The following is a 19,817-nucleotide window of genomic DNA, read 5'->3' on the forward strand; positions in this document are numbered from 1 at the left end:
TGCGAGACTCGAGGACCCTAGGCCGGCCATCTGCTCCGCGGTTCTCACCTGGTATCCGGTCACGACCCAACTCCTCGTTTCACGTGAAACATGACGACTGTCCGATCCTGCGATCTGTGGATGAGCGGCCGAATTCTGTGGAAATCCACGCTCAGCACCCCTTCCGATCCAGTGGATAACTCGTCACGTCAATCCCGACGTCGCGATCCACTCGACCGCTTTCGATCTGACCTCGTACTCCGTGTGGCCTTCGACTCGCCCTTGGCCGGTGGCCAAGATACCTGTGCTGGATCGGCCCAGACCACCCGGACCGCCCCGGTTGTGGACACCTCAGCGTCCCCGAGTTCGAGGATCTCCGGCGTGGCACAACCGAGCTTGGCAAGCACCCCTGCCGCGCCCTCGATCTCAGCGACTGCCGACTGTCCCTTCATTGCCACCATCGCTCCGGTGGGGGCGACGAGCGGCATCGACCAACGCAGCAGCCGCTCCAACGGAGCGACCGCCCGGGAGGTCACGACGTCGAAGGTACGTACGCCGGCCAGTTCATCCGCGCGTCCCCGCACGACCTCGACGTTCTCCAGGCCGAGGTCAGCAACCACTTCACTGAGGAAGACCGTCCGGCGGAGCAGTGGCTCCACCAGCACCAAGGACAGGTCGGGCCGAGCGATGGCCAGCACCAGACCGGGCAGGCCCGCTCCGGAGCCTATGTCCGCGACCGACGCGCCCTCCGGAAGGACTTCACCCAGGAGTGCGCAGTTCAAGATGTGGCGATCCCATAGGCGCGGAACCTCGCGCGGACCGATCAGCCCGCGCACCACGCCCGCATCGGCCAGCCACTCGGCGTACCGCTCGGCCAACTCCAACCGGTCAGATGCAAACACCCTCCGTGCCGAGTCAGGCACGGAGGGTGTCAGGTCACTGCGTTCGTTCACTCCACCAGTATCAGTGGTTTCACGTGAAACGCCGTCTTTCACACGGGTTCTACGACCACATAACGACGCGGTTCGACTCCCTCTGAGGACGACGTCAGACCCGCGGCCGCGACGGCGTCGTGAACCACCTTGCGCTCGAACGGCGACATCGGGGTCAACGAGACGGGGGAGCCGGTCTCCTTCACCTTCGCCACCGTCTCTTCCGCCAGAGTGGTGAGTTCGGCCCGCCGGCCCGCGCGGTAGCCAGACACATCCAGCATGAGCCTCGATCGCTCGCCTGTCTCACGGTAGACCGCCAGGCGGGTGAGCTCCTGCAGGGCGTCGAGGACCTCGCCGTCACGGCCGATCAGCTGGGCCAGATCGGCACCGACGATCGAAACCGCGGCCCGGTCGCCCTCCACATCCATGTCCAGGTCGCCGTCGAGATCGGCGATGTCGAGCAGTTCCTCGAGATAGTCGGCGGCGATATCGCCCTCCGCCTCGAGTTGCTTGATGCGGGCCGAGCCGGAGTCAATGGCCTCGTGGCTGTGCACGGATTCCTCGGTCACTTGTTCTTCCCCTGGTTCTGGGTCCCGGATGACCCGGGGCCGCCCTTCTTACGCTGTTCGCGGGTCTGTCGCTTCGGTTGCTGCCGCTGGGCCGGACGACGCGTCTCAGGCTCAACCTCGACGTCCACCTCGCTCTCCGCGAGCGCGACGCCGCCCTTCTTGTCCGCCTTGAGGCGGTCACGCTCCTGCTTCGCCTTGAACGCGTCCGTGCCCGGAGCGGGGTTGTTACGGATGATGTAGAACTGCTGACCCATGGTCCACAGATTCGAAGTGGTCCAGTAGATCATCACGCCGATCGGGAAGGCGATACCCGAGACGGCGAAGACCACCGGGAGCACGTAGAGCAGCAGCTTCTGCTGCTGGGCGTACGGGCCGCTCATCGCGTCCTTGGGCATGTTCTTCGCCATCAGCTGACGCTGGGTGAAGAACGTCGTCGCGGTCATCGAGATGACCAGGAAGACCGCGACGATGACGACCGCGAGGTCCTGATCGGGACCAGAGATCGAGTCGGTCAGAGTCGCCGAGATCGGGGCGCCGAAGATCTCTCCGTGGCTGAACTGGTTGACGTCGGTCTGACTCAGGAAGCCCTTCGCCTCGTCGTTCGCGGCGTGATTGATCAGTCGGAACAGCGCGAAGAAGATCGGCATCTGCAGCAGCAGCGGGAGACACGAGGCAAACGGGTTGGTGCCCGTCTCCTTGTAGAGCTTCATCGTCTCCTGGGCGAGACGCTCCCGGTCGTGGCCGTACTTCTTCTGCAGCTCCTTCACCTTCGGCTGGATGAGCTGCATGTTGCGACTGGACTTGATCTGCTTGACGAAGATCGGGATCAGCAGCGCTCGGATCACCACGGTCAGACCGACGATGGAGAGCACCCACGACCAGCCTCCGGCAGGGTCGAGGAACAGGCTGAACAGGTTGTGCCAGGCGAGCATGATCCCGGACACCGCGTAGTACAGCGGTGTCATGATCAGGTTGCCGAGGTCACTCAGAAGGTCCACGGGGTTCAGGCTCCTTGCCTAGGTTGCGTGGCGCCGGTGATCGAGGGGGAAGATCCGCCGGCGGAGGAACGTTGTCGGGAGTCGGAACTCCTCGATGGTCGCTCGCGTGTGTCCGGCACCGGGTCGTAGCCGCCCGGTGCCCACGGATGGCAACGCGCGAGCCGACGGACCGCCAGCCAGGTCCCACGCAGGCTGCCATGTCGGCTGACCGCCTCGAGGGCGTACGCCGAGCAGGAGGGGTGGTAGCGACACACCTGCCCGTAGAGCGGACTGATCAGCGTGCGGTAGGCGCGCAGGAGCGCGATCAGGAGGTACTTCACAAGAAGCCTCCGATGATCAGGCCCGCGACCCCTGACCGGGGCCGCCGGCGCTCAGCGCGCCACACGATCGAGGCAACGGTCGAGGTCGGAGCCGAGTTCCGCGTAGGACGCCTCGGACGCCGGAGGAAGGGCCCGCACCACGAGCACAGCAGAGCCCGGGAGCGTGTCCAGACGCTCCCGGGCGAGGTGACGAAGGCGGCGCTTCACGTGATTGCGGACCACTGCGGTGCCGACGGCCTTACTGACGACGAACCCGACCCTCGTCGGGCCGGGTTCCTCGTCACGGGCCAGATGGACCACCAGGGTCCGAGCTCCTGCCCGCCGGCCCCGTCGAACTGCAGCTCGAAAAGTCTCGGATTCCCTCAACCGTCGAGACGCGGGCAGCACGGCGACGCCAAGCCGTCGACGGCTCAGACGGTCAGGCTCTTGCGGCCCTTGCGGCGGCGCGCAGAGATGATCGCGCGACCCGCACGGGTGCGCATGCGCAGACGGAAACCGTGCACCTTGTGGCGACGACGGTTGTTCGGCTGGTACGTACGCTTGCTCACGAGCTCGTTCCTTACGGTGGTGGTTCAGGTGCCGCGCTTCCAGGGCACCTCGGAGGGGTGTCAACCCCACTGGTCCGGCAGTGTCTTGCCAAGCCCGTCAGGACGTCGGCTGGCACCGCCCATCCGCGGTCGAGTATCCCTCCCGTGGACATGCGGCACCGGTCGCTGAGCCCTCAGCGCCAGTCGGATGACCGAACAACGGTACGCGCGCGAGCGGAACAGGGTCAAACCACGGACGCTCCGAGCCGGGCCGCTGCTCCAAGCGGGTGTTGAACCTCTGTGCACAAGTGCCCCCAAGGCTGTGGATGACGGCTTGCCCGAGCCACCCCCACCGGTTAGGTTCGTGGCCTACCGAGGTTCCCTGCCGTCGCATAACTCTATCGGCCGCACCACCGGGGTGAGCACCGGGCGAAATGACCGCACTGGCGCTCTGACCTGCTGAAACAGCCGACAGAAGAGATGTGCGATGCGTCTCGGTCCGGTTCCATCCACAGCCAGTGGGCCGGGTTCACAGCCTGTGGACAAACCTGTGGAAGCGTGTCACCCGCTGCCGGAACCCATCCGGGGGTCGACACACCGGCACCATCCGTCCGAGACCCCACAGGGAAGGCAGTCATCTCCTTGGACACCCCACCCCCCGCCCTCGGATCTGACGACCTGGCCAAGGCCTGGCAGGACGTCGTCACCGATCTCCAGCCGGCGCAGAAGGCTTGGCTAAATGCCAGCGAACCGGTCACCGTACATGCGAGCACCGCCATCATCGCCGTGCCCAACGACTTCACCCGCAATCAGATCGAGGGGCGGCTCCGGCATCAGTTGGAGGAGTCCCTCACCGCCGGTTTCGGACGGCCGATGCGGATCGAGGTCATCGTCAATCCCGAGCTCGAGGTCTCCACCGACGACGACTCCGTATCCCGCACGGTCGGCGGAGCCAGCCGTGCGGATGGCTTCGGCAGTGTCAGCTCGTCCGAGCGCGCCACCGACGTCCGTTCGACGATCGATATATCGACAAAGAGGCAGATCGACGACGAGTCCGGGTACTCCTCCTCGGAACACCGGATCGCCGAGAACCCCACGTACCTGAGCCAGATCTCCCGTTCGGCTCCCGAGACCCCCAGTGCCCTCGAGACCCGGCTCAACCCCAAGTACACCTTCGAGACCTTCGTGATCGGCTCGTCCAACCGCTTCCCGCACGCCGCTGCGGTCGCGGTGTCCGAGGCGCCCGGCAAGGCCTACAACCCGCTGCTGGTCTACGGCGAGTCCGGCCTCGGCAAGACCCACCTGCTGCACGCGATCGGCCACTACGTGCGCAGCCTGTACGCCGGTGCCAAGGTCCGCTACGTCAGCTCGGAAGAGTTCACCAACGAGTTCATCAACGCGATCCGCGACGACCGCCAGGATCGCTTCAAGCGGCGCTACCGAGACGTCGACGTACTCCTGATCGACGACATCCAGTTCCTGGAGGGGAAGACCCAGACGCAGGAGGAGTTCTTCCACACGTTCAACACCCTCCACAACGCCAACAAGCAGATCGTGCTCACCTCCGACCGCGCCCCCAAGCGGCTCGAGGCGCTCGAGGACCGGTTGCGCAACCGGTTCGAATGGGGCCTGATCACCGATGTACAGCCGCCCGACGTCGAGACCCGGATCGCGATCCTGCGCAAGAAGGCGGCGATGGACCGGCTCACCGCACCGCCGGACGTGCTGGAGTTCATCGCCACCAAGATCCAGACCAACATCCGCGAGCTCGAGGGCGCGCTGATCCGGGTGACGGCCTTCGCCAACCTCAACAAGCAGGAGGTCGACCTCACCCTCGCGGAGATCGTCCTGAAGGACCTGATCCCCGAGGGCGGTGAGCCGGAGATCACAGCGGGCCTGATCATCGCCCAGACTGCGGCGTACTTCGGGCTGACCATCGAGGAGCTCACCGGGCCCTCCCGCGGCCGGCACCTGGTGATGGCCCGGCAGATCGCGATGTACCTGTGCCGTGAGCTCACCGAGCTGTCGCTGCCCAAGATCGGAGCGCAGTTCGGCAACCGCGACCACACGACGGTGATGTACGCCGAGCGCAAGATCAACCAACTGCTCGCCGAGCGTCGCGCCGTCTTCAATCAGGTCAGCGAGCTCACCAACCGGGTCAAGCTCCAGGCTCGCCAGGGCTGACACCCACCACGCCATCGAGCAGGCCCAGGCGCACGTGGAGTCGGGGAACTTGTGCTTCCACTGTTGTGGAGAACTCCGGGCGACGCCTACGAATTACATGGTGAGGATCTGTGGACAACCCGCTGATCCGCGAGCGACGAGATCTCCTGCCCCACAACCTCGTACCGCGGAATCACATCTCCGTGCACAGGGGGTGTGAACGCTGAAATCCGGTCTGACCTGCAGAAACGGGACTTCTCCACAGTTTCCACCGACCCTCCTATATCTACGGAACTACAACCATGCCGGTGACTCGTGGAACTTCTCCCGGCCCTCGACCTGGGGACGAACCACATGTTCTGCGGCAGGATCCCGGGCGCCCTCGTGCCGGCTGGGCGTCCATGGCAGGATTCAAGTCCCACAGGTGTGCCCTGTTCCCGCTGCCGAGAAGGACAAGTCATCGTGAAGTTCCGCGTCGACCGCGACCTGTTCGCGGATGCCGTCGCCTGGGCTGCCCGCAGCCTCCCGGTCCGGCCCAGCACCCCCGTGCTCTCCGGCCTCCTCATCGAGGCGAGTGACGAGGGACTGGTCCTGTCGACGTTCGACTACGAGACCTCGGCGCGGGCCACACTCCCCCGGGCCACGGTCAGCGACGAGGGCACCGCACTGGTCAGCGGGCGACTGCTCGCCGACATCTGCCGCAGCCTTCCGCCCAAGGACGTCGAGATGGTGATCGACGGCGCCCGGGTCAGCCTCACCTGCGGTTCGGCGCGGTTCAGCCTGCAGACGATGCCGGTCGAGGACTACCCGACCCTGCCGGAGATGCCCACCGCCACCGGCACCGTGTCCAGCGAGGACTTCGCACACGCGGTCTCCCAGTCGGTCACCGCCGCCGGCCGCGACGACATGCTCCCCGTGCTCACCGGTGTGCGCGTGGAGATCGACGGTCCCACCATCTCGCTGCTGGCCACCGACCGGTTCCGGCTCTCCTTGCGCGAGCTCGAGTGGCAGCCCAACAGCCCCGATGAGTCCCTTGCGGCCCTGGTGCCGGCCAAGGTGCTCAGCGACACCGCGAAGTCCCTCACCAGCGGCAGCGACGTCAAGATCGCCCTCTCCGCCGGGGGCGCGGGCGAAGGCATCATCGGATTCGAGGGCGAGGTCGACGGCGGCGTACGTCGCACCACCACCCGCCTGCTCGACGGTGAGTTCCCCAAGGTCCGCAGCCTGTTCCCCAACGAGCACCTGACCGTCGCCCGCGTCGATCGCAAGGAACTGATCGAGTCGGTCAAGCGGGTCTCGCTGGTCGCCGAACGCAACACCGCGGTCCAGCTCGCCTTCCAGGACGGCCAGCTCGTGCTGGACGCCGGCTCCGGTGACGAGGGTGCCCAGGCGACGGAGGGGCTGGAGGCCGCGATCGAGGGTGATGAACTCACCACGGGCTTCAACCCCCAGTTCCTGCTGGACGGACTGGGCGCGATCGCCCAGGCGAAGGTCGACCTGTCCTTCACCCAGCCGACCAAGCCGGTCGTGATCAGCGGTGTCGTCGAACCCGGCGAGGACGAGCCGGGGTTCCGCTACCTGCTGATGCCTCGCCGGCTGCTCTCCTGATTCTTCGGCACCGTGGTCGCTACACGCACGGACGACACCCTCATGGGAGGAACCTCGATGGACATCGGACTGGTCGGGCTCGGCAAGATGGGCGGGAACATGCGTGCCCGGCTGCGTAACGCCGGGCACACCGTCGTCGGCTACGACCGCGATCCGGCGCTTTCCGACGCCCAGGACCTCGCGGACATGGTGGCGCAGCTGCCCGCCCCTAAGGCGGTGTGGGTGATGGTCCCCGCGGGCGAGCCGACCCGGGCCACCATTCGGGAGCTCGCCGGGCTGCTCGGTGAGGGCGACCTGGTCATCGACGGAGGCAACAGCAAGTACACCGACGCGGCCGTCCACGCCGAGCTCCTCGCCGAGCGTGGCATCGGGTTCCTGGACTGTGGTGTCTCCGGTGGGGTGTGGGGCCTGGAGAACGGCTACGCCCTGATGTACGGCGGAGCGGCGGCCGATGTCGCCAAGGCCACCCCGATCTTCGACGCGCTCAAGCCCACCGGCACCGAGGACGGCTCGGTCCACTGCGGCACCACCCCGGGAGCCGGCCACTTCGCGAAGATGGTCCACAACGGCATCGAGTACGCCATGATGCAGTCCTACGCCGAGGGCTGGGAACTGCTCGAGAAGGCCGACATCGTCGAGAACGTGCCGGAGATCTTCGCCTCCTGGCGCACCGGCACCGTGGTGCGTTCCTGGCTGCTGGACCTGCTGGTGGAGCAGTTGCGCGCCGACGTACATCTCGACCAGATCCGCGGCTACGCCGAGGACTCCGGCGAGGGGCGCTGGACGGTCGAGGCCGCGATCGAGCACGCCGTTCCGATGCCTGCGATCTCGGCCGCGCTCTTCCAGCGGTTCGTCTCCCGCCAGGACGACGACGTCGCGATGAAGGCGATCGCCGCGATGCGCAACGGATTCGGCGGTCACATGGTCCGGAAGGACTGACCGACTCCACGTCGGGCTCTCCGGCCGCCGGGGCCGTGCGGGGAGCGCAGGACGCGGCACCACGTCCCCGAGCCGGTCGGGACACCTCGACAGACTCGGCGGACGTCGAGCGTCGCCGGGTGGGGTCCCGGCGACAAGGGTGCTCAGGCGAGCGGGCGCCCCTGGGCGTCGGGGAGCTTGCGCATGGCGATCAGGATCAGGTCGATGAGGGTCCAGATCCCGAGCCCGCCGCAGGTGATCAGCTTGAGGACGCCGAGACCGACGTAACCGAGCATGAACCGGTCGACGCCGAAGCCTCCGAGGAACAGCGAGATCAGCAGGGTGATCAGCCACTCCGACTTGGAGAAGACGCCGGGCACCTGCGAGGCGGGGAACCACTGCGACCCGCCGCTGCTGACGGGTGTGTCGCCCTTGATCCGCCCGACCCGGGCCAGTTGCTGGAGCCCGGCGTAGTCGACGGGGCCCTGGGTCTGCCCCATCACCGAGATGTAGAAGGGCCCGCCGGGGGGCTGCTGGGCTGCGTACTGCTGGCCCCCTGGTGGCCCGGCCGGCGGCTGCTGGCCGTAGGGCTGCCCGTACGGCTGGCCATAGGGCTGCTGCTGGCCGTAGGCCTGTTGCCCGTAGGGGGACTGGCCGTACGGCGACTGGCCCTCGGGAGACTGGCCGGACCCCTCGGGCTGGGCGCCCTGACCGAACGGGTCGTCGGAGGAAGGTGGTTGAGTCATGCCTGCACCCTAGGAGATGGACCGGCCCTCTAAGCTGTCCGCTCCACAGGTGAGAGTCTGGAGTCGCCACACCGGCGCTGGGCGGCGCGTCGGGGATCGGTCCACGGCAGAAAGGGACAGGGTGTACGTCTCCCATCTCTCCCTGCACGACTTCAGGTCCTATGCCGCCGTCGAGGTGCCCCTCGAGGCAGGAGTGACCGCCTTCGTCGGCCGCAACGGCCAGGGCAAGACCAACCTCGTCGAGGCGATCGACTACCTCTCCAGGCTCCAGTCCCACCGGGTTGCCACGGACGCACCGCTGATCCGGGCCGGAGCGTCCCAGGCCGTGGTGCGCGCGGCGGTGGTCCGCGATGGCCGGACCGCGGTCCTCGAAGCGGAGCTGAACGCCGGGCGGGCCAACCGCGCCCGCGTCAACCGGTCGGTCCTCCCCCGTACCCGGGATCTGGTCGGCCTCGTCCGCACCGTCGTCTTCTCCCCCGAGGATCTGACCCTGGTCAAGGGGGACCCGTCGGACCGGCGCCGGTTCCTCGACGACCTGCTCGTCCTGCGTACGCCGCGCCTGGCCGGCACCAGGAGCGACTACGACCGGGTGCTCAAGCAGCGCAATTCGCTGCTCAAGACCGCCGGCTTCGCCCGCGGGGGCGCCCGGGACGCAGCCCTGGCCACGCTCTCGGTGTGGGACGACCACCTGGCTCGGGTCGGCGGGGAACTCCTGGCGGCCCGACTGGCTCTGGTCGACGCCCTCCATCCCTACGTCGGGAAGGCGTATGCCACCGTGGCCCGGGGCGCCGGCCGCGACGATGCGGCCATCTCCTACCGCTGTTCCCTCGACACCGAGGACGCGACCACCCCGGAGTCGCTGGGTCAGGCCCTGCTCGCCGAGGTGGAGCGCCGACGGGGCGACGAGCTGGATCGGGGGATCTCCCTCGTCGGACCGCATCGTGACGAGCTGGTCCTCGAGCTCGGCCATGGCGGTGCCGACCGGCTCCCCGTCAAGGGCTACGCCAGTCATGGCGAGTCCTGGTCGTTCGCGCTCGCCCTGCGGCTGGCCTCCTACGACCTGCTCCGGGCCGACGGCGATGACCCGATCCTGGTGCTCGACGACGTGTTCGCCGAGCTGGACACCGAGCGGCGTACCCAACTGGCCGAGCTCGTCGCCGACGCGGAGCAGGTGCTGGTCACCGCGGCCGTGGCCGAGGACGTACCGGCTGCTCTGCGCGGCGCCCGGTATCGGGTCGCCGCCGGCGAGGTGACCCTGGAGCACACTGGTGTCGGGACACCCATCGCCGATCGGGAGGAGGAAGCGCCGTGAACGACGACCCCCTCTTCCCCTCCCCTGCACCGGCGGAGGATCGCGACGACTCCCGGGACGGACCCGAGTCCCGGCCGGACGCCTCGGCCGGATCCGGCGTACCCGCCGATCCGGAGGAGGGCACCGATGAGCACCGCGCCGACGGTCTGGACCTGGCCCGAGCACTGATGCACGCCACCGCCAAGACACCCGCTCCGAAGGCATCCACCCGCCGCCGCGGACCTCGGCGGGACCGCCCGACCGGCGCCCGGCTCAGCGGTGCCCACCCCGACGACCGCGATCCCCAGTTGCTCGATGCCACCCTGTCCCGGCTCGTCGACGACCACGGCTGGGACCTCTCCCTGCGGGTGCATGGCGTCTTCGGCCGGTGGGCCGAGATCGTGGGCGCCGAGATCGCCGACCACTGCACCCCGGAGACCTTCACCGAGGGCAGGCTCGTGGTCCGCACCGACTCCACCGCCTGGGCCACTCAGCTCACCCTGCTCGCACCCACCTTGGTACGCCGGCTCAACGAGGACCTCGGGCACGGCACCGTCACCCTGATCGAGGTGCTGGGTCCACACGGCCCGTCGTGGAAGAAGGGGCGCCGGTCGATCCGGGGCGCCCGCGGGCCGCGGGACACCTACGGCTGAGCGGCGGCCGCTCCCCTACCCTGAACCCGTGGGCGAAGGCATCCTGGACCGGTTCCGCCGAGCGGCCCAGGGGTTGACCCCGGGCTACTTCGCGCTGGTGATGGCGAGCGGGATCCTCTCGGTCGGCTTCGAGCTCCAGGGGTACGCCGTCCTGTCCGGCGTCCTGCTCGCGATCTGTGCCGCGGCGTACCTGCTGCTCGGCGGGCTCACCCTCTACCGCCTGGTCGCCTACCCCTCCGCGATGGGTGCCGACTTCCACGACCCGCGGCGCGCGTTCGGCTTCTTCACGCTGATCGCCGGGACCAATGTGCTCGGCACCAGGCTGGCCGCGGCCGGTCTGCCCGAACTCACCGCCGCCCTCCTGGTGCTCTCGGGTGCCGGCTGGCTGGTGCTCGGCTACGTGATCCCGTGGACCGCGGTCCTGGGGCGGCAGGAGCGCCCGGTGGTCGCGACCGCGAACGGCACCTGGTTCATCTGGGTGGTGGCCAGCCAGTCGGTGGCGATCTCGGCGGCCAGCATCGAGCCCGTGTTCACCGGAGCGAGGCAGTGGCTGGCGCTGCTGGCGGTCACCTCGTGGTCGATCGGGGTCTTCCTGTACGCCGCGGCCGGAATCCTGGTGGCCCTACGGCTGATGCTCTACGACTTCGGCCCCGAGGAGCTCGACCCGCCGTACTGGGTGGCGATGGGTGCCGCGGCGATCACGGTGCTCTCGGCCGCCCGGATCGTGGAGATGGCCGATGCCCCGATGGTCAACGTGACCCGCGACCTGATCGCCGGGCTCGGAGTCGTGTTCTGGGCGTTCGCGACCTGGCTGATCCCGGTACTGGTGGCGGCCGGCGTGTGGCGGCACTGGGCGCGCCGGGTGCCGCTCCGCTACGAGGCGACCCTGTGGAGCATCATCTTCCCGCTCGGCATGTACGGCGTCGCCGGGCTCTACCTCGGCGAGGCCGACCAGCTCCCGATCGTGGGCCGGATCGGGCAGACCGAACTGTGGATCGCCCTGGCCGCCGGGGTGACCGTGTTCGTGGCGATGGTGCGCCATCAGGTCCGGACCGTGCTGTTGCCGAGGAACGCCTGAGAGCCGTCCGCACGTACCGGCCCCCGTCCGATGCCCTGCGCGGCGCTCCTGAGTGGCTTCCCATCGCGCTGTGAGGGTGATTTCTGCACAGATCGGGTGTCCAGGAGGCGCAAAGCGTGGCTCAGGGCTCGTTGACAGGTAGACTGTCACCCGGGTCGACCCAGGTGCACGCCGGTCGACCCTCTCCATGCCGATCCCGGGGCTGTGGCCGAGGTCACCATCAGGTCCCGGGCCCCAGCGCTCACCACGACAAGAGGTGGATGTGTCCGACGAGACCCCCGCAGACCTGACTCCCGCTCCTACCGAAGAGGGGTACGCAGAAGGCATCTCGGACACCACCGCCGCAGCCGGTGACTACGACGCCTCGGCGATCCAGGTCCTGGAGGGCCTGGAGGCGGTGCGCAAGCGGCCCGGTATGTACATCGGGTCCACCGGTGAGCGCGGCCTGCACCATCTGATCTGGGAGATCGTCGACAACTCCGTCGACGAGGCGCTCGCCGGCCACTGCGACCGGATCGTGGTCGCGCTCAAGGCCGACGGCTCGATCAAGGTGGTCGACAACGGCCGCGGCATCCCGACCGACACCGCGCCCGGCCAGGACGTCCCGGCCGCCACGTTGGCACTGACCGTGCTGCACGCGGGCGGCAAGTTCGGCGGCGGCGGCTACAAGGTCTCCGGCGGCCTGCACGGCGTCGGCGTCTCGGTGGTCAACGCGCTGTCCAGCAAGCTGATCCTGAGGGTCAAGAACCGTGGCCACCTGTGGGAGCAGACCTTCTCCCTCGGTGTCCCCGACGGACCCCTCGAGGCCGTCCGGGAGCTCGAGCCCGGCGAGCGGCCCGGCACGTCGGTGCAGTGGTACGCCTCCGCCGACATCTTCGAGTCCCTCGACTACAGCCTCGAGACCATCGCGTCCCGGCTGCGTGAGATGGCCTTCCTCAACAAGGGCCTGGAGATCGTGCTGCGCGACGAGCGCCCCAAGATGGTGGAGGTGGCCGAGGCCGTCGACGCCGAGCCGGACGGCGAGTCCGCCGGTGCCGTCGAGGGCGAAGAGGCCGCCGACGCCGAGATGGGCACCGAGCGCAGCGAGGGCGGCGCCTACGAGAAGGTCTTCCTCTTCCAGCGGGGCCTGGTCGACTACGTCGAATACCTCAACCGCTCCAAGGCGGTCGCCAACACCTCGGTGATCTCCTTCGAAGCCGCCACCAGCGCCGAGGCCGACAACATGATGTCGGTCGAGGTCGCGATGCAGTGGCAGAACTCGACGTACAACGAGTCTGTCCACACCTTCGCCAACAACATCAACACCCCGGGCGGCGGCACCCACGAGGAGGGCTTCCGGACCTCCCTGACCAGCCTGATGAACCGCTGGGGCGAGGAGTGGGGCCTGATCAAGAAGAAGGAGGACCGCCTCACCGGTGACGACATCCGGGAGGGGCTGACCGCGATCATCTCGATCAAGCTCGCTGAGCCGCAGTTCGAGGGTCAGACCAAGGACAAGCTGGGCAACACCGAGGCGAAGCGGTTCACCCAGAGCATCGTGCACGAGCAGCTCGGCGTCTGGCTCGAGCAGAATCCCGGCGAGGGCAAGGAGATCATCCGCAAGGCGCAGGCCGCGGCGACCGCACGTGTGGCCGCCCGCAAGGCCCGCGACCTGGCCCGCAACCGCAAGGGTCTGCTCGGCGGCGGCGGTCTGCCGGGCAAGCTCGCCGACTGTCAGTCCACCGACCCGGAGGAGTGCGAGGTCTTCATCGTCGAGGGCGACTCAGCCGGCGGTTCGGCCAAGTCCGGCCGCAACCCGCGGATCCAGGCGATCCTGCCGATCCGCGGCAAGATCCTCAACGTCGAGAAGGCCCGGCTGGACAAGGTGCTCGCCAACCAGGAGGTCCAGGCGATCATCTCCGCGCTGGGCACCGGTGTGCACGAGGAGTTCAACCTCGAGAAGCTGCGCTACCACAAGGTCGTGCTGATGGCCGACGCCGACGTCGACGGCCACCACATCAACACCCTGCTGCTCACCCTGCTGTTCCGCTTCATGAAGCCGCTGATCGAGCACGGTTACGTCTACCTGGCCCAACCGCCGCTCTACCGACTGCGGTGGAACAAGCCGCACGTCCACGAGTTCGTCTACTCCGACGCGGAGCGGGACGCACTGATGGCCGACGGTCAGGCCCAGGGGAAGAAGCTGCCCAAGGACAACCCGGTCCAGCGTTACAAGGGTCTCGGCGAGATGAACGCCGACGAACTCTGGGAGACCACGATGGACCCCGACCACCGGCTGCTGCTCCAGGTCACCCTGGAGGACGCGGCGCAGGCCGACGAGATCTTCTCGATCCTCATGGGTGAGGACGTCGAGCAGCGCCGTTCCTTCATCCAGCGCAATGCGAAGGACGTCCGATTCCTCGATATCTGAGTATCTAGAGCACGGCTTAGACATCGATAGAAGCATTCAGAGAGAGCGATCGTGACCGAGACCCCCACCGACGGCACCACTCCCCCGCCCGACCCCAGCGAGCGGATCCGCCCGATCGAGCTGCAGACCTCGATGCAGCGTTCCTACATCGACTACGCGATGGCGGTCATCGTGGGCCGGGCGCTGCCCGACGTACGCGATGGCCTCAAGCCGGTGCACCGCCGGGTGCTCTATGCGATGTACGACGGCGGCTACCGCCCCGACCGCGGCTTCTCCAAGTGCAGCCGCGTCGTCGGCGACGTGATGGGTCAGTACCACCCGCACGGCGACTCCGCGATCTACGACACCCTGGTGCGGCTCGCGCAGCCGTGGGTGATGCGGGCTCCGCTGGTCAACGGCCAGGGCAACTTCGGGTCGCCGGGCAACGACCCCGCCGCGGCGATGCGGTACACCGAGTGCCGGATGGCGCCGCTGGCGATGGAGATGGTGCGGGAGATCGACGAGGACACCGTCGACTTCCAGCCCAACTACGACGGTCGCTCCTCCGAGCCGACCATCCTGCCCAGTCGGTTCCCCAACCTGCTGGTCAACGGCTCAGCCGGTATCGCGGTCGGCATGGCCACCAACATCCCGCCGCACAACCTGCGCGAGGTCTCCGCCGGCGCGCTCTGGGCGCTCGAACACCCCGACGCCACCCGCGAGGAGTTGCAGGAAGCGCTGATCGAGCGGATCAAGGGCCCCGACTTCCCCTTCGGCGCCATGATCGTGGGTCGGGAGGGCATCGAGCAGGCCTACCGCACCGGCCGCGGGTCGATCACCCAGCGTGCCGTCATCGAGGTCGACGAGGACGCCAAGGGCCGCACCTGCCTGGTCGTCACCGAGTTGCCCTACATGGTCAACCCGGACAACCTCGCCCTCAAGATCGCCGAGCTCGCCGACACCGGCCGGGTCCAAGGCATCTCCGACGTACGCGACGACACCTCCTCGCGCACCGGTCAGCGGCTGGTCGTCGTCCTCAAGCGGGACGCCATCGCCCGGGTCGTGCTCAACAACCTGCTCAAGCACACCGAGCTGCAGACCAACTTCAGTGCCAACATGCTGGCGCTGGTCGACGGCGTGCCGCGCACGCTGAGCATCGACCAGTTCATCAGCCACTGGGTGACCCACCAGATCGAGGTCATCCGACGGCGTACCGAGTTCCGCCTGCGCAAGCGCGAGGAGGAGGCCCACATCTTCCGGGGCCTGGTCAAGGCCCTCGACATGCTCGACGAGGTCATCGCGCTGATCCGCCGCTCCCCCGAGGTCGAGCAGGCTCGGCAGGGCCTGATCGAGCTGCTCGACATCGACGAGCTGCAGGCCAACGCCATCCTGGACATGCAGCTGCGCCGGCTGGCCGCCCTCGAGCGGCAGAAGATCATCGACCGGCTGGCCGAGCTCGAGATCATCATCGCCGACCTCAAGGACATCCTGGCCACCCCCGAGCGGCAGCGATCCATCGTCGGTGAGGAGCTCACCGCGATCGTCGAGAAGTACGGCGACGACCGCAAGACCCAGATCATCGCCGCTGACGGCGACCTGTCGATGGAGGACCTCATCCCCGATGAGGACCTGGTGGTATCGATCACCCGCGGCGGGTACGCCAAGCGCACCCGCGCCGACGCCTACCGCACCCAGAAGCGCGGCGGCAAGGGCGTGCGCGGCGCCGCGCTCAAGGGCGACGACGTGGTCGAGCACTTCATCGCGACCACCAACCACCACTGGTTGCTGTTCTTCACCACCGCGGGACGGGTCTACCGCACCAAGGTCTACAACCTGCCCGAGGCCACCCGGGACGCCAAGGGCGGACACGTCGCCGGGCTGCTCAGCTTCCAGCCCGACGAGCAGATCGCCCAGGTCCTGGCGATCCGCGACTACGAGCAGGCGCCGTACCTCGTGCTCGGCACCCGCAGCGGACTGGTCAAGAAGACCCGCCTGACCGACTACAACAGCCCCCGTCAGGCCGGTGTCATCGCGATCAACTTCCGCGAGGACGACGACGAGCTCATCGGTGCCCAGCTGACCGGCTCCGACGACGACATCCTGCTGGTCTCCCGCAAGGGACAGGCGATCCGGTTCCGTGCCGACGACGAGCAGCTCCGCCCGATGGGCCGGGCCACCTCCGGTGTCACCGGCATGAAGTTCCGGGACGGCGACTCGCTGCTCTCGCTCTCGGTGATCCGAGCGGAGCAGGTGGCCGCCGAGGTGGCGGCCGGTCTCTCCGAGGCGAACGAGGACACCGCCGACGTGGCCGCGACCAGTGAGCAGGTGGCCGAGGTGATGGAGCAGTACGTCTTCACCATCACCGACGGCGGTTTCGCCAAGCGCACCAAGATCAGCGACTACCGGCTCCAGGGCCGCGGCGGTCTGGGGATCAAGGCGATGGGCCTGGCCAACGAGGACCGCGGGCATCTGGTGGGCGGCTTCATCGTCCAGGACGGCGACGAGATCCTCTCCATCACCCAGTCCGGACAGGTCGTGCGCAGCCCGATCAACGAGGATTTCCGGCCGACCGGCCGCTCCGCGATGGGTGTCAAGTTCGTCACGCCGAAGAAGGGCGATGCCGTCGCCGTCGTGGCCCGCAGCGTCGAGGCGCGTCAGGACGACGAGGACGAGTTGGCGGAGGTCGAGGCCGACGGCGAGGGCGTCGAAGAATCGGATGATGTGGACCGGGATGCCACAATCGAGGCGGCCCCTTCCTCGAGCGAGGGTGCCGGCGACGAGACCGCTAGCGATGGAGATGACCTCTGATGACCGAACGCCCCGTGGAGCGGACCGCCCCGCGGCCCGCCGTCACCCCGGGTGCCGAGGACACGGCGGTCCGGCCGCTCACCGAGCGGATCCGGACATCCTTCGGAGCCTCCCCGGAGAAGGACACCGAGGGTGGCGCCGCCAGCCCCCCGCCCGCTGCCGACCCCGAGCCCGCGAAGCAGAAGCCGACCAAGCAGAAGCGAACCTCCCCCAGCCGGTCGCCCCGCCGTGCCCAGCTGCGTCTGACCCGGGTCGACCCCTGGTCGGTGATGAAGACCTCGTTCCTGCTCTCGATCGCGATCGGCGTCGTGACCCTGGTCTCGGTGTTCATCGTCTGGTCGGTGCTCGACGCCGCCGGCGTCTGGGCCTCGATCAACCAGACCGTCCAGGAGATCGTGGGCGGTGAGGACGCCGCCTCCTTCGACATCGAGGCCTACCTCGGCACCTCACGGGTGATGGGCTTCACCATGGTGGTCGCGGTCGTCGACGTCGTCCTGCTCACGGCGATCGGCACCCTGAGCGCGTTCCTGTACAACATGGCTGCGGCCCTGCTCGGCGGTGTCGAGGTCACCCTCACCGAGGACAACGACTGACCCCCACTCGCGCGAGCGGGTCCGTGCCGGCGTACCTCAGCCCTGATCCGGGCTGAGGGCGCGGCGGCACGCTGGCCGCCGCGCAGCCCACCTCGGCGCGGGAATGTGCAGAGCAGCCCCCCGTTTTGGTGCCCCGGACACGGTCCGGTAATGTTCCACCTCGGTCGGACCGAGACGGCTTCCACGTCGAGGTTCGTCCACCCGGGCCTATAGCTCAGACGGTTAGAGCGCTTCCCTGATAAGGAAGAGGTCACAGGTTCAAGTCCTGTTAGGCCCACCACCGGTAAAGCCCCGCTCCTCAGGCGGGGGCTTTGTCGTTCGCTGGCGCCGGCAGGGGTCGGTCAGCGGCGGCGCAGGGCGGTCGCCCAGACATCGCCCCACTCGTCCACCTCGGGCCGCACCCGTTGCGCCGAGACGGCGAACACGCGGAAGAGCCAGATGGCCAACCACAGTCCGCCGGTCAACACCGACAGGACGGCGTGGAGGCCGTGATGGATCGGGGTCGGATAGGCGAGCACGGTCCCGTGCGGGCCCTCGAACACCACTCGAGCACGGTTGTCGACGACCTGGTCCTCGACGGCCAAGGTGAGCAGGTGCTTGCATTGGCCGGGAGTGGGGCGCAGGACCTGCCCGCCCTCCCGTGTCCGCATCAGGCCGGGATCCTTGAGGCGCTCCGGATCGGCGGAGTACGCCGCGGTGACCCACTTCCGGCCGTTCCATCGACGCCACTGATCGCCGTCCCACTTCATCGCACCCTTCTCGGGTCGATCGGTGGACCTATCCCAGGAGGAAGGCAGCGCACGAGTGGTCACGCTCTGAGTCTGGCCGGTCCGGGGCGGTACGCATCACCTTCTCTGGGTTCTGACGGAACGGGCCCCGACGCGCACGTCGGGGCCCGCTCGAAGGGTTGGCTTCACCGACCCGAGGGGGCGTCGTCAGTTCGGAGCGTCCGCGAGCCACTCGTCCCGTGCGTCCCGGTCGGCCTGGGTCTCCCAACCGGTGTGGGCGAGGTCGAAGAAGTCGTCGCCGTCGAGGTCCTCGATCTCGTCGGTGGCCATCGACTCGATGATGCCGTCGAGCCCGTTCTGGACGGCGGTGACGAACATCTTCATGCCCTTCTGGCCGAAGTCGTCGGCCTGGCCGCGGACCTCGAAGAGCACGGTCGGAGAGCCGTTGAGGGCGAACGCCGACCGGCCCTGGCCCTCGTACTCACGCTCGTCGAAGTGCACGTAGCGACCGACGGCTGCGAGCGGGGACTGGTCGTCGACGACGGCGTCCTGCATGCCGTTGGCGGCGGCGAGGGCGTAGCGGCGGGAGAGGTCCTGGTCGAGCAGCGGCCACTCCTGCTCGTACGCCGCGCCGTCGTTGACGCCCAGCGGCGGGTAGTCGAGTTCGACCGAGACCAGCTTGCCGTCCTGCGGACCACCCTCGAGGCGGCCGCAGGGCCCGGCGTGGTGTAGGTCGACGACCGCCGGCGGGGTGTCGAACTCCTCGCGGAGGTCGACGTACATGTCGCGGATCGCCTGCGACTCGGGGGAGAGGTAGAAGCCGGCATCGACCTGTCGGCCGGGGAGATCCTGCGGCCGCGGCTGGTAGTCGAGCTGCGGGTGGAAGTCGCGGTTGAGGTCGAAGCCGGTTTGGTCCTGGGTCTGGGAGAAGTACCAGGCCGGAGGGGCGCCCTCGAGCTGCGGGTACTGCTCGACGACCTGGTCCCAGGTGATCGCGTTCTGCCGGCGGTTGAGCTCGCCGCCATCCGGGTTGACCATCGGCATCGCCACCAGGGTGACGTTGCGCAGGATCTCCTTGGTGGCGCGGTCGTTCTTGGTGCCCAGCTCGCGGAGGAGGTTGAGCAGCGCCTCGGTGCCGGTGCGCTCGTTGCCGTGGATGGCGCTCTGCACCATCAGCACCTGGTCGCCGAAGCCGACGCGCGCCGCCCACATGGCGCGACCCTCGATGCTCTCGCCGACCTTGCTCACCTTGACCCGTCCGAGGCTCTTGCGCTGGATGGCGGTGAGCTCGCGGCCGAGTTCGTTGTGGAAGGTCCACTTGTTGGTGGGCGGGTCGTCGGTCGTCTGACAACCGGGGCGGTCGCGCTTGGCGGCCGGCGCGGCCTCGACTGCGGGGTTGGCGGAGACCAGCAGGCCCATGGCGAGGGAGCCTGCGAACAACGCCGCGGCGGTGGCCCGCCCGGCGCGTCGTACCCGAGATTTCTGACGCATGTGGTGTCTCTCTTTCCGGTGATGTG

18 protein-coding genes and 1 tRNA gene are annotated in these 19,817 nt (G+C 68.2%); 10 read left to right on the forward strand and 9 right to left on the reverse strand.

Going from position 1 to position 19,817, the window contains the following annotated elements:
- Positions 1-188 precede the first annotated feature (188 nt).
- From rsmG to rpmH, 6 genes are all read right to left on the reverse strand, one after another.
- Positions 189-881 (reverse strand): 16S rRNA (guanine(527)-N(7))-methyltransferase RsmG, encoded by a 693-nt coding sequence (gene rsmG, locus G515_RS0109660; protein WP_211220996.1) that lies wholly within the window; start codon positions 879-881, stop codon positions 189-191.
- Between the two features lie 89 nt (positions 882-970).
- The gene (locus tag G515_RS0109665) at positions 971-1,465 is read right to left on the reverse strand and encodes a Jag family protein (RefSeq protein WP_245565322.1); all 495 of its coding nucleotides are present in this window, start codon (positions 1,463-1,465) and stop codon (positions 971-973) included.
- 11 nt (positions 1,466-1,476) lie between these two features.
- A complete protein-coding gene (gene yidC / locus G515_RS0109670) occupies positions 1,477-2,445 on the reverse strand; it encodes a membrane protein insertase YidC (protein ID WP_036555260.1) in 969 nt (322 codons plus the stop codon).
- Positions 2,446-2,483: 38 nt separating this feature from the next.
- Positions 2,484-2,798 carry a membrane protein insertion efficiency factor YidD gene (gene yidD / locus G515_RS23050; RefSeq protein ID WP_084653395.1) on the reverse strand — a complete coding sequence of 105 codons (315 nt, stop codon included), beginning with the start codon at positions 2,796-2,798 and terminating at the stop codon, positions 2,484-2,486.
- A gap of 51 nt (positions 2,799-2,849) precedes the next feature.
- Positions 2,850-3,185: a ribonuclease P protein component gene (gene rnpA, locus G515_RS0109675; RefSeq protein WP_028659979.1), complete on the reverse strand. Its 336-nt coding sequence runs from the start codon at positions 3,183-3,185 to the stop codon at positions 2,850-2,852.
- 23 nt (positions 3,186-3,208) lie between these two features.
- Entirely contained in the window at positions 3,209-3,346 is a 138-nt protein-coding gene (gene rpmH, locus G515_RS0109680) for a 50S ribosomal protein L34 (RefSeq protein ID WP_028659980.1), read from the reverse strand.
- Between the two features lie 621 nt (positions 3,347-3,967).
- Here rpmH and dnaA point away from each other — a divergent pair.
- From dnaA to gnd, 3 genes are all read left to right on the forward strand, one after another.
- Positions 3,968-5,509 (forward strand): chromosomal replication initiator protein DnaA, encoded by a 1,542-nt coding sequence (gene dnaA, locus G515_RS0109685; RefSeq protein WP_028659981.1) that lies wholly within the window; start codon positions 3,968-3,970, stop codon positions 5,507-5,509.
- Positions 5,510-5,950: 441 nt separating this feature from the next.
- On the forward strand, positions 5,951-7,096 hold the full coding sequence (gene dnaN, locus G515_RS0109690; RefSeq protein WP_028659982.1) for a DNA polymerase III subunit beta: 1,146 nt from the start codon (positions 5,951-5,953) through the stop codon (positions 7,094-7,096).
- A 57-nt stretch (positions 7,097-7,153) separates the two neighbouring features.
- Positions 7,154-8,035 carry a phosphogluconate dehydrogenase (NAD(+)-dependent, decarboxylating) gene (gene gnd, locus G515_RS0109695; protein ID WP_028659983.1) on the forward strand — a complete coding sequence of 294 codons (882 nt, stop codon included), beginning with the start codon at positions 7,154-7,156 and terminating at the stop codon, positions 8,033-8,035.
- 143 nt (positions 8,036-8,178) lie between these two features.
- Here the strand turns inward: gnd and G515_RS23790 are convergent, their stop codons facing one another.
- Positions 8,179-8,760: an NINE protein gene (locus G515_RS23790; RefSeq protein WP_028659984.1), complete on the reverse strand. Its 582-nt coding sequence runs from the start codon at positions 8,758-8,760 to the stop codon at positions 8,179-8,181.
- Between the two features lie 121 nt (positions 8,761-8,881).
- Between G515_RS23790 and recF the strand changes: the two genes are divergently transcribed.
- The 7 genes from recF (at position 8,882) to G515_RS0109735 (ending at position 17,852) form a co-directional block, all read left to right on the forward strand.
- On the forward strand, positions 8,882-10,072 hold the full coding sequence (gene recF, locus G515_RS20610; protein ID WP_051218120.1) for a DNA replication/repair protein RecF: 1,191 nt from the start codon (positions 8,882-8,884) through the stop codon (positions 10,070-10,072).
- Positions 10,069-10,704, forward strand: a complete 636-nt coding sequence (locus tag G515_RS0109710) for a DciA family protein (RefSeq protein WP_245565319.1) — start codon at positions 10,069-10,071, stop codon at positions 10,702-10,704. Before recF ends, G515_RS0109710 begins: the two co-directional genes overlap by 4 nt.
- A gap of 28 nt (positions 10,705-10,732) precedes the next feature.
- On the forward strand, positions 10,733-11,782 hold the full coding sequence (locus G515_RS0109715; RefSeq protein ID WP_245565320.1) for a tellurite resistance/C4-dicarboxylate transporter family protein: 1,050 nt from the start codon (positions 10,733-10,735) through the stop codon (positions 11,780-11,782).
- Between the two features lie 187 nt (positions 11,783-11,969).
- A complete protein-coding gene (gene gyrB / locus G515_RS0109720; protein ID WP_084653397.1) occupies positions 11,970-14,192 on the forward strand; it encodes a DNA topoisomerase (ATP-hydrolyzing) subunit B in 2,223 nt (740 codons plus the stop codon).
- Positions 14,193-14,243: 51 nt separating this feature from the next.
- Complete coding sequence (gyrA, locus tag G515_RS20615) at positions 14,244-16,979, forward strand: DNA gyrase subunit A (RefSeq protein ID WP_051218122.1); 2,736 nt, start codon at positions 14,244-14,246, stop codon at positions 16,977-16,979.
- The gene (locus G515_RS0109730) at positions 16,979-17,572 is read left to right on the forward strand and encodes a DUF3566 domain-containing protein (RefSeq protein ID WP_028659988.1); all 594 of its coding nucleotides are present in this window, start codon (positions 16,979-16,981) and stop codon (positions 17,570-17,572) included. Before gyrA ends, G515_RS0109730 begins: the two co-directional genes overlap by 1 nt.
- Positions 17,573-17,775: 203 nt before the next feature.
- Positions 17,776-17,852, forward strand: a tRNA-Ile gene (locus tag G515_RS0109735).
- 61 nt (positions 17,853-17,913) lie between these two features.
- Here the strand turns inward: G515_RS0109735 and G515_RS20620 are convergent.
- Complete coding sequence (locus G515_RS20620) at positions 17,914-18,384, reverse strand: hypothetical protein (RefSeq protein WP_157571065.1); 471 nt, start codon at positions 18,382-18,384, stop codon at positions 17,914-17,916.
- A gap of 123 nt (positions 18,385-18,507) precedes the next feature.
- Positions 18,508-19,791, reverse strand: a complete 1,284-nt coding sequence (locus G515_RS20625; RefSeq protein ID WP_051218123.1) for a M14 family zinc carboxypeptidase — start codon at positions 19,789-19,791, stop codon at positions 18,508-18,510.
- Positions 19,792-19,817: the final 26 nt, after the last annotated feature.

The organism is Nocardioides insulae DSM 17944 (genome assembly GCF_000422825.1).
GTDB classification, from domain to species: domain Bacteria; phylum Actinomycetota; class Actinomycetes; order Propionibacteriales; family Nocardioidaceae; genus Nocardioides; species Nocardioides insulae.

Bases quoted from the DNA above. Each gene is read 5' to 3' on its own strand.
- yidC (WP_036555260.1), bottom strand. From the start codon at position 2,445: ATGACACCGCTGTACTACGCGGTGTCCGGGATCATGCTCGCCTGGCAC.
- gnd (WP_028659983.1), top strand. From the start codon at position 7,154: ATGGACATCGGACTGGTCGGGCTCGGCAAGATGGGCGGGAACATGCGT.
- G515_RS23790 (WP_028659984.1), bottom strand. From the start codon at position 8,760: ATGACTCAACCACCTTCCTCCGACGACCCGTTCGGTCAGGGCGCCCAG.
- gyrB (WP_084653397.1), top strand. From the start codon at position 11,970: ATGCCGATCCCGGGGCTGTGGCCGAGGTCACCATCAGGTCCCGGGCCC.
- G515_RS0109730 (WP_028659988.1), top strand. From the start codon at position 16,979: ATGACCGAACGCCCCGTGGAGCGGACCGCCCCGCGGCCCGCCGTCACC.
- G515_RS20625 (WP_051218123.1), bottom strand. From the start codon at position 19,791: ATGCGTCAGAAATCTCGGGTACGACGCGCCGGGCGGGCCACCGCCGCG.